The following is a 6,659-nucleotide window of genomic DNA, read 5'->3' as shown; positions in this document are numbered from 1 at the left end:
GTGACTGACTACGAATCAGTAGGTCTAGGGTTCGAATCCCTACCGGGTCACCACAGGCAGCTCATACATTTTGTGTGAGCTGCTTTTATATTGTATGATCCTCATTCTTTTTGGTTAGCCAGGTGAATAGATATGAAGTATGGATATGCTTGCGTAGATCCTTCTTTTTTTATGGATTTTCAACAGAATATGCCTCAGCAGAAGGAACTATTGCGGGCCGGTGTTAAGATGGAACACTTGATTATCGAGGATATGAATCCCCGTCATCCGGACCATCCTGCCAGAAGGCTGCTGTTACGCCGTTTAAAAGCTGGTGATGAACTGGTCTGTTACTCTCAGCGTGATCTTGCTGAAACGGCTGAAGAACGTTGGAACTGCCTGAATTGCCTGTCTGGCCGCCATGTGGCAATCCGCATGCTGCATATGACCTATGAACCTGATAAGGCAGCTGCAACTATCACGTTTTCTTCTCTGCGTGACGCTGTACGGGAAGGATGCTTTGCTTTGTGTTCGCGTCATGAATTATCACCTGAAACGAAAAAATTATAATGTTATATAATAAAAGGATGTAACGAAGTGTCTTTGTCATTTCGTTACATCCTTTTTTGCTACGGCTTAATTTTCCGATTTCCTTCGCGGGAGAGATTGACTTCTTTCAGAGGGATGATATGCGTATGGTTCTTTGCTTTATGCCATAAGAATACGGCCAAAAACACAGGTATACCTATGTAGGCGACACTGGCACCATACCAGTCAATTTCCGTGCCGGTAAAGGCAGAATAATTCTGACCTGCCGTGACGATGATACACATCAGTAAGGCCAGAAGGGGGCCGAAGGGGAACCACTTTGCGCGGTATGGAAGGTCTTTCAGATCCTTACCTTGTGCGACATAGGCACGACGGAAACGGTAATGGCAGATGGCAATACCTATCCAGGTGATGAAGCCGGCCATACCGCTGATGTTTACCAGCCAGTCATAGGCTTTGCCTTCCCCTATGAGTGAGGTCAGGAAGGCCGCCAGTCCGAAGACGACGGTGGCAAAGAGAGCATTCGTAGGTACACCTCGTTTATTCAGCTTCAGGAAGCATCTCGGTGCCTGACCTGTTTCAGCCATGGCATACAACATACGGGTCGAGACGTACAGACCGGAGTTGCCGGCTGATAACACGGCAGTCAGTATGACCGCGTTCATGACGGACGCAGCTGCTGCCAGCCCGAATCGTTCAAATACCAGCGTGAACGGACTTACGGAAATATTCTCAATTTCTGTATTGAGTAAATTGGGATCGGTGTATGGGATCAGGAAGCCGATGACAATAAACGCACCTAAGTAAAAGAGAAGTATGCGCCAGAAAATTGATTTGACAGCGCGGGGAACATTTTTTTCCGGATCTTCGCTTTCACCGGCAGCGATGCCTATCATTTCTGTCCCCTGGAATGAAAATCCGGCTACCATGAAAATCCCCAACATAGCCGTGAAACCACCGACAAAAGGTGCATCACCGATGGTCCAGTTTGTAAATCCCGGTGATGGTTCCGGTCCCAGTCCCAGAATGAGAAGGGTACCGGCAAAGAGAAATACGAGTACCGTGAGTACTTTTATACCGGCGAAAATGAATTCACTTTCACCATATGAGCGGGTTGAGAGGTAATTCAATGTGAATAATACGATAAGAAAAATCCCGCTCCAGATGGCTGCTGGTATATCAGGGAACCAGTATTTCATGATCAGCGCTCCGGCAACTAATTCAGCTGCTACGGTAATTGCCCAGTTGAACCAGTAATTCCATCCCAGGGCAAATCCCAGGGATTTGTCTACATAGCGGTTTGCATAGGTTTCAAAAGAGCCGCTGACAGGCAGATATGCTGCCATTTCTCCCAGGCTCGTCATGAGAACGTAGACCATGATACCAATCAGGGAATAGGCGACAAGTGCACCGCCTGGTCCGGCTGTACTGACCGTTTCTCCACCGGCTACGAACAGTCCTGTGCCGATGGCACCGCCAATGGCAATCATGTTCATATGACGTGCTTTCAGACTTCGTCGCAGGCCTTCTTCGTGCTGTTCTTCTTGCATGAAATCACTACCTTTATATGTAATTGTATAAGAACACCCCAATACTTTTTATTATACAGAAGTTTATATAGGATAGCAATGGGATTATTCTTGTTATAGTATACATTTTAACGTATACTATAACATCTGTCTAATATATAGATAAGATACATGTTCGTTGCATGTAGGCTGCTTTTACAGGTTTTACAGTGGATTTGCTGTTCATGCTGATTTAACGTATAATATGTATCATAGTATGTATTATGAATTTAGTATAGAAGGTGAATGAATATGTCTTTTATAGCATATATTATCTTTGCTGTCCTCGTCGGGATATGGGCAGGCCGCAGGGGACGAAATGGTATTATCTGGACGCTGGCTGCTCTTTTGGTCAGCCCCGTGCTGGCTGCTATCGTACTAGCTGTCATGAAAGATTTATCTATTGAACAGGAACTCGAGCGGAGCCGGAGGGAAAATGGCATGCTGAAAGAACGGGTAGCAGTCTCTGAAGCGGATATGCATTCGCGGATGGATCATATAGAAAATCGCATGGCTCATCTCGAAGGCAATGAACCGGGAAAAATCCGACAGGAAAACAAGCGGGAAATAGAAGGCAGTCCATCGCCCCGTTTTTGTAAGCACTGTGGAAACAAGGTGCCGGACGACAGCGTTTTTTGTCCCAAATGTGGGTCACGGTTATGATGCAGGAGGAGTGGCAGGAAGATGATAAAAAAAATCCGTCATTATTATGGTTCTTCCTATATTACACTGGCTGGTGAAATAAGTCTGGCTCCTGAATCAAGAGGCAAGCTGTTTACATTGACACCAAATCTGAAACAGACGATAAACCAGATGATTTCTGTATTACAGGAGGATTACCCTTTTATCCGGTATGACATACAAGAAGGTATTATGGAGACAACTATCAGCTTGTTTGCCTATCAGAGTGCCTGTTCAGATTCTCTATTCCTGGACCACTTGAAACAGTGGCTGATTCAGTTGACGCGCGTCTTATATGCTCATCATTGTATTGTTACGATACACTGTAATGGGACTATTATACAAGACGGAATCGCCAGAGAGTTCTGCCTGCTGAATAAAGGAGAAGAAATCCAGTACAAGATTACGGCCGAAAAAGCGGTTACGTTTGTGCAGCATGTCATGTTTTCTCCATGGTGGCGGGGAAGCCTGACTATTATTTTACTGATTGTGCTGATCTGGTTAGTGTGGGAACAACTGGCTCCCCAGCCGGCAGGACAACTTTTTTAGGAGTGATACGAAATGGAACTGGAAACATGCCGGCATGAAATCGACCGGCTGGATCAGGAATTGACGAAGCTGTTGGAAGCACGGATGAAAATTGTCGCACAGGTAGCTGCCTATAAGAAAGAACATCATCTGGAAATATACGATCCCCGGCGTGAACGGGCAGTCCTGGATAAAATTGCCGGACTGGCAGCAGATAAAGAGCTTGCGCCCTATTTACAGACGATTTACCGTTGTATTATGGATGAAAGTAAGAACTATGAACGAAAACGCATGGAATGACGCTATGATAAAAGAAAACAATACATTACAAGGTGTCGTGGAACGCATTTTGTTTGAAGCACCCGATTCGGATTATCTCGTATTCCGCCTGCGCCGCGAAGATGATGATTCTGTCGTCACTGTGACGGGAAATGGCAGTAAACCTTTGGTAGGTGACCGGCTGGAGGTCCAGGGGCGATGGACAGAGCACCGACGGTATGGCAGACAGTATCAGGCCGGTTGCTGGAAACGCCTGGTTCCCGATACGGAAGAGGGGATGGAGCGGTTCCTGGCATCAGGGGCTGTCAAGGGGATAGGCCCGTCTCTGGCACATCGCATCGTGGAAGCTTTTGGCAGCGGGGCTATGGAGGTATTGGAGAAAGAACCGCAGCGTCTCCTGGAAATAGAGGGCATTGGCAGAAAGAAACTGGCAGATATAACGGATTCGTTCCGTAAAGAGAAAGAAGTAAATGACATTGCTCTTTGCCTGGAAACACACGGTATTTCCGGCCGGTTTGCCTCACGTCTGGTACAGAAATATGGCAGTGATACTCAATATGTACTGGAGCATGAACCGTACCGGATGATTCTGGAAATCGAAGGAATCGGGTTTAAAACGGCAGATCAGATGGCCCTTGCCTTCGGACTGGATCCGTCTTCCGAGGAACGGCTGGTAGCAGGTATGACCTATGTGCTTTCTGAAATGACGGGAAATGGGCACGTTTGTATACCCGATACGGAGTTGATCCGCCGGACGGCCTCTGTCCTGCGGGCGGATTCTTTGCAATTACGGAATATCCTGGAAGAAGCCCTTGACATCGGCCAATTGATATCGGCTGATTATGGTGGCGGAACCTATATCTATATGCCGGAAATGCATGACGAAGAATGCGACATAGCCAGACGGATTCAATATATGTCTGAAATGAAGCCTTTGCCTGTTCATACGCCGGTTCAACTATTTTTAGACCGCTGGCAGGATATCTGCCATTTTGAACTGGCAGAAAAACAGAGAGAAGCCGTCGAAGCGTCGTTGCAGTCGGGATTATTGGTCATCACTGGGGGACCGGGAACCGGGAAGACGACGGTTGTGCAGACTATTATCAGTCTGGCTGAACAGGAACAATTGCGTATCATTTTATGCGCGCCGACGGGCCGGGCTGCCAAACGCCTTTCTGAAACGACGGAGCGAAAGGCACTGACGATTCACCGCCTGCTGGTCCCTATGGGGTTCCATGGCCGTATGCAGATATTTGAATATAATGAAACGAATCTTCTCAAAGCAGATCTGGTCATCGTCGATGAAGTATCGATGCTGGATATGAGCCTCATGTATCACCTTTTCCAGGCACTTCCACCGTCTTGCCGCGTCATTCTGGTCGGCGATGCCGATCAGCTTCCTTCTGTGGGGGCCGGATCTGTCCTGCACGATATTATCCGTTCCGGATGCGTATCCGTTATCCGTCTGGACACGATTTTCCGTCAGCGGGAAGGCGGCCGCATCGTAACCAATGCCCATCTGATTAATTACGGCCGGATGCCTGTTGTCAATGAAGACGAGGAATTTCGCTTTATTACGATTGACAGCGAAAGTCAGGGAGCAGAAATCATCAGCCAGTTATATGAATCGGAAACGTCTGAGACGGGAGATAAGTTTGCCGTGCAAGTGTTATCTCCTATGTACCGGCAGGATTGCGGCGTCGATCATCTGAATGCCCTCATACAGGAAAAGACGAATCCTCCGTCACAGGGAAAGACGGAATTAAAGAATGGACATACCTTATACCGCACAGGCGACAAAGTCATGCAGAAGCAAAATGATTATGAAAAGGGCGTATTCAATGGTGACATAGGCGAAGTATTTGCTGTAACGGACAAGATCGTATATGTTCGTTATCCAGAACACGATGTCAAATATGAAGGGCCGGAACTGGATGAAATAACGCTGGCCTATGCCATTACGGTCCATAAAAGCCAGGGAAGCGAGTATCCGGTCGTCATTATGGCATTAGTCAATAGTCATGCCATAATGCTTCAGCGGAACCTCCTGTATACAGCGGTAACCAGGGCTAAACGTAAGGTAATCCTGGTTGGGACGAAACGGGCGTTAGAAAGAGCTGTAGAGAACGTGCGGACCAGTCAGCGCCATACACTGCTGGCAGAGCGGATACGCCGGGAAGAAATTACATGACGAACTGGTTGCATACCTTTCTCTATCCGCCCCGTTGTCCTGGATGCGGCCGGCCTGTGAAACGCCATGGAACCTGGTGTTCTCTCTGTTTTCAATCGGTATGGCATCCCCGGATCATTGATGGCAGCCGCCGTAATCATCTTGACGGATGTTATGCTCTGACCGATTACAGGGGCTGTATACGGCGTGTTCTGCAGCAGATCAAGTATGAGCGGAAATTCCAATATGAGGCGGCATGCTTGTATTTGTTATCCCGGTTTCCCTGGATGAGAGACATCCAGCTGGATATAGCTGTTCCCGTTCCGCTGTCGCTGATCAGACTCCAAAAGCGGGGGTATAATCAGAGCGAGTTTATTTTTCGTTCCTGGGCGGAGACATTCACCGTCTGGTCGGACGCCTTGCAGCGTCGGAGGGCTACTCAATCCCAGTGGACTCTGTCACGTCCGGAAAGAGCGAAAAATGTAGCCGACGGATTTTCTGTCAAATACGGTGTGAGAATACAAGGGAAATCGATTCTTCTGGTTGACGACATTTATACGACTGGTGCTACCATGGAATCCTGTGCCCATGCGCTAAAGAAAAAAGGCGCTGCCAGAGTGACCGGTCTTGTCATCGCCAGCGGTGCCAGATGAGGATGATATACGAATAAAATGGACAGGTAACGATGTATGTTTCGTCACCTGTCCGTTTTGATAAGGTATTATCATTTCAATATGTTTTTAGCCTAGCGTTTCAATAAAAGCTTTGACAATTTCCGGATCGAAAAGAAGTCCGGAAGCGCTGAACAGTTCCCGCAGGGCCTGCGTTTTGGTTTTAGCCCAGAATTCGGTGCTGGGATTAATAATCGTATCGTAATAATCAGCTACGGCTATAATGCGGGCACC

7 protein-coding genes and 1 pseudogene are annotated in these 6,659 nt (G+C 47.6%); 6 read left to right on the top strand and 2 right to left on the bottom strand.

The window, feature by feature from the left end; all coding sequences use genetic code 11:
* Positions 1–132: 132 nt before the first annotated feature.
* Positions 133–549, top strand: a complete 417-nt coding sequence (locus tag DBO31_RS05555; protein ID WP_150824648.1) for a hypothetical protein — start codon at positions 133–135, stop codon at positions 547–549.
* A 59-nt stretch (positions 550–608) separates the two neighbouring features.
* Here DBO31_RS05555 and DBO31_RS05550 read toward each other — a convergent pair whose 3' ends face one another.
* Positions 609–2,078, bottom strand: a complete 1,470-nt coding sequence (locus DBO31_RS05550) for an amino acid permease (RefSeq protein WP_150824647.1) — start codon at positions 2,076–2,078, stop codon at positions 609–611.
* A gap of 270 nt (positions 2,079–2,348) precedes the next feature.
* Between DBO31_RS05550 and DBO31_RS05545 the strand changes: the two genes are divergently transcribed.
* Genes DBO31_RS05545 through DBO31_RS05525 form a run of 5 tightly spaced genes read left to right on the top strand, consistent with a single transcriptional unit; the run spans position 2,349 to position 6,407 of the window.
* Positions 2,349–2,759, top strand: coding sequence for a zinc ribbon domain-containing protein (locus DBO31_RS05545; protein WP_159897772.1), 411 nt, complete (start codon positions 2,349–2,351; stop codon positions 2,757–2,759).
* 21 nt (positions 2,760–2,780) lie between these two features.
* Positions 2,781–3,326, top strand: a complete 546-nt coding sequence (locus DBO31_RS05540; RefSeq protein WP_150824645.1) for a hypothetical protein — start codon at positions 2,781–2,783, stop codon at positions 3,324–3,326.
* Between the two features lie 12 nt (positions 3,327–3,338).
* The gene (locus tag DBO31_RS05535) at positions 3,339–3,605 is read left to right on the top strand and encodes a chorismate mutase (protein WP_059076870.1); all 267 of its coding nucleotides are present in this window, start codon (positions 3,339–3,341) and stop codon (positions 3,603–3,605) included.
* A complete protein-coding gene (locus DBO31_RS05530; protein WP_234995407.1) occupies positions 3,583–5,775 on the top strand; it encodes an ATP-dependent RecD-like DNA helicase in 2,193 nt (730 codons plus the stop codon). Before DBO31_RS05535 ends, DBO31_RS05530 begins: the two co-directional genes overlap by 23 nt.
* Complete coding sequence (locus tag DBO31_RS05525; RefSeq protein WP_150824644.1) at positions 5,772–6,407, top strand: ComF family protein; 636 nt, start codon at positions 5,772–5,774, stop codon at positions 6,405–6,407. The genes DBO31_RS05530 and DBO31_RS05525 overlap by 4 nt, the downstream gene beginning before the upstream one ends.
* 87 nt (positions 6,408–6,494) lie before the next feature.
* Here the strand turns inward: DBO31_RS05525 and DBO31_RS05520 are convergent.
* Positions 6,495–6,659, bottom strand: a pseudogene (locus DBO31_RS05520) (phosphohydrolase); the annotation flags it as partial.

Source organism: Megasphaera sp. DJF_B143, assembly GCF_900320625.1.
Taxonomy (GTDB): domain Bacteria; phylum Bacillota; class Negativicutes; order Veillonellales; family Megasphaeraceae; genus Megasphaera; species Megasphaera hexanoica.
Note: the sequence above shows the minus strand (reverse complement) of the source record. Positions and strands in the feature narration are given on the sequence as shown.

Bases quoted from the DNA above. Each gene is read 5' to 3' on its own strand.
- DBO31_RS05555 (WP_150824648.1), top strand. From the start codon at position 133: ATGAAGTATGGATATGCTTGCGTAGATCCTTCTTTTTTTATGGATTTT.
- DBO31_RS05550 (WP_150824647.1), bottom strand. From the start codon at position 2,078: ATGCAAGAAGAACAGCACGAAGAAGGCCTGCGACGAAGTCTGAAAGCA.
- DBO31_RS05545 (WP_159897772.1), top strand. From the start codon at position 2,349: ATGTCTTTTATAGCATATATTATCTTTGCTGTCCTCGTCGGGATATGG.
- DBO31_RS05540 (WP_150824645.1), top strand. From the start codon at position 2,781: ATGATAAAAAAAATCCGTCATTATTATGGTTCTTCCTATATTACACTG.
- DBO31_RS05535 (WP_059076870.1), top strand. From the start codon at position 3,339: ATGGAACTGGAAACATGCCGGCATGAAATCGACCGGCTGGATCAGGAA.
- DBO31_RS05530 (WP_234995407.1), top strand. From the start codon at position 3,583: ATGAACGAAAACGCATGGAATGACGCTATGATAAAAGAAAACAATACA.
- DBO31_RS05525 (WP_150824644.1), top strand. From the start codon at position 5,772: ATGACGAACTGGTTGCATACCTTTCTCTATCCGCCCCGTTGTCCTGGA.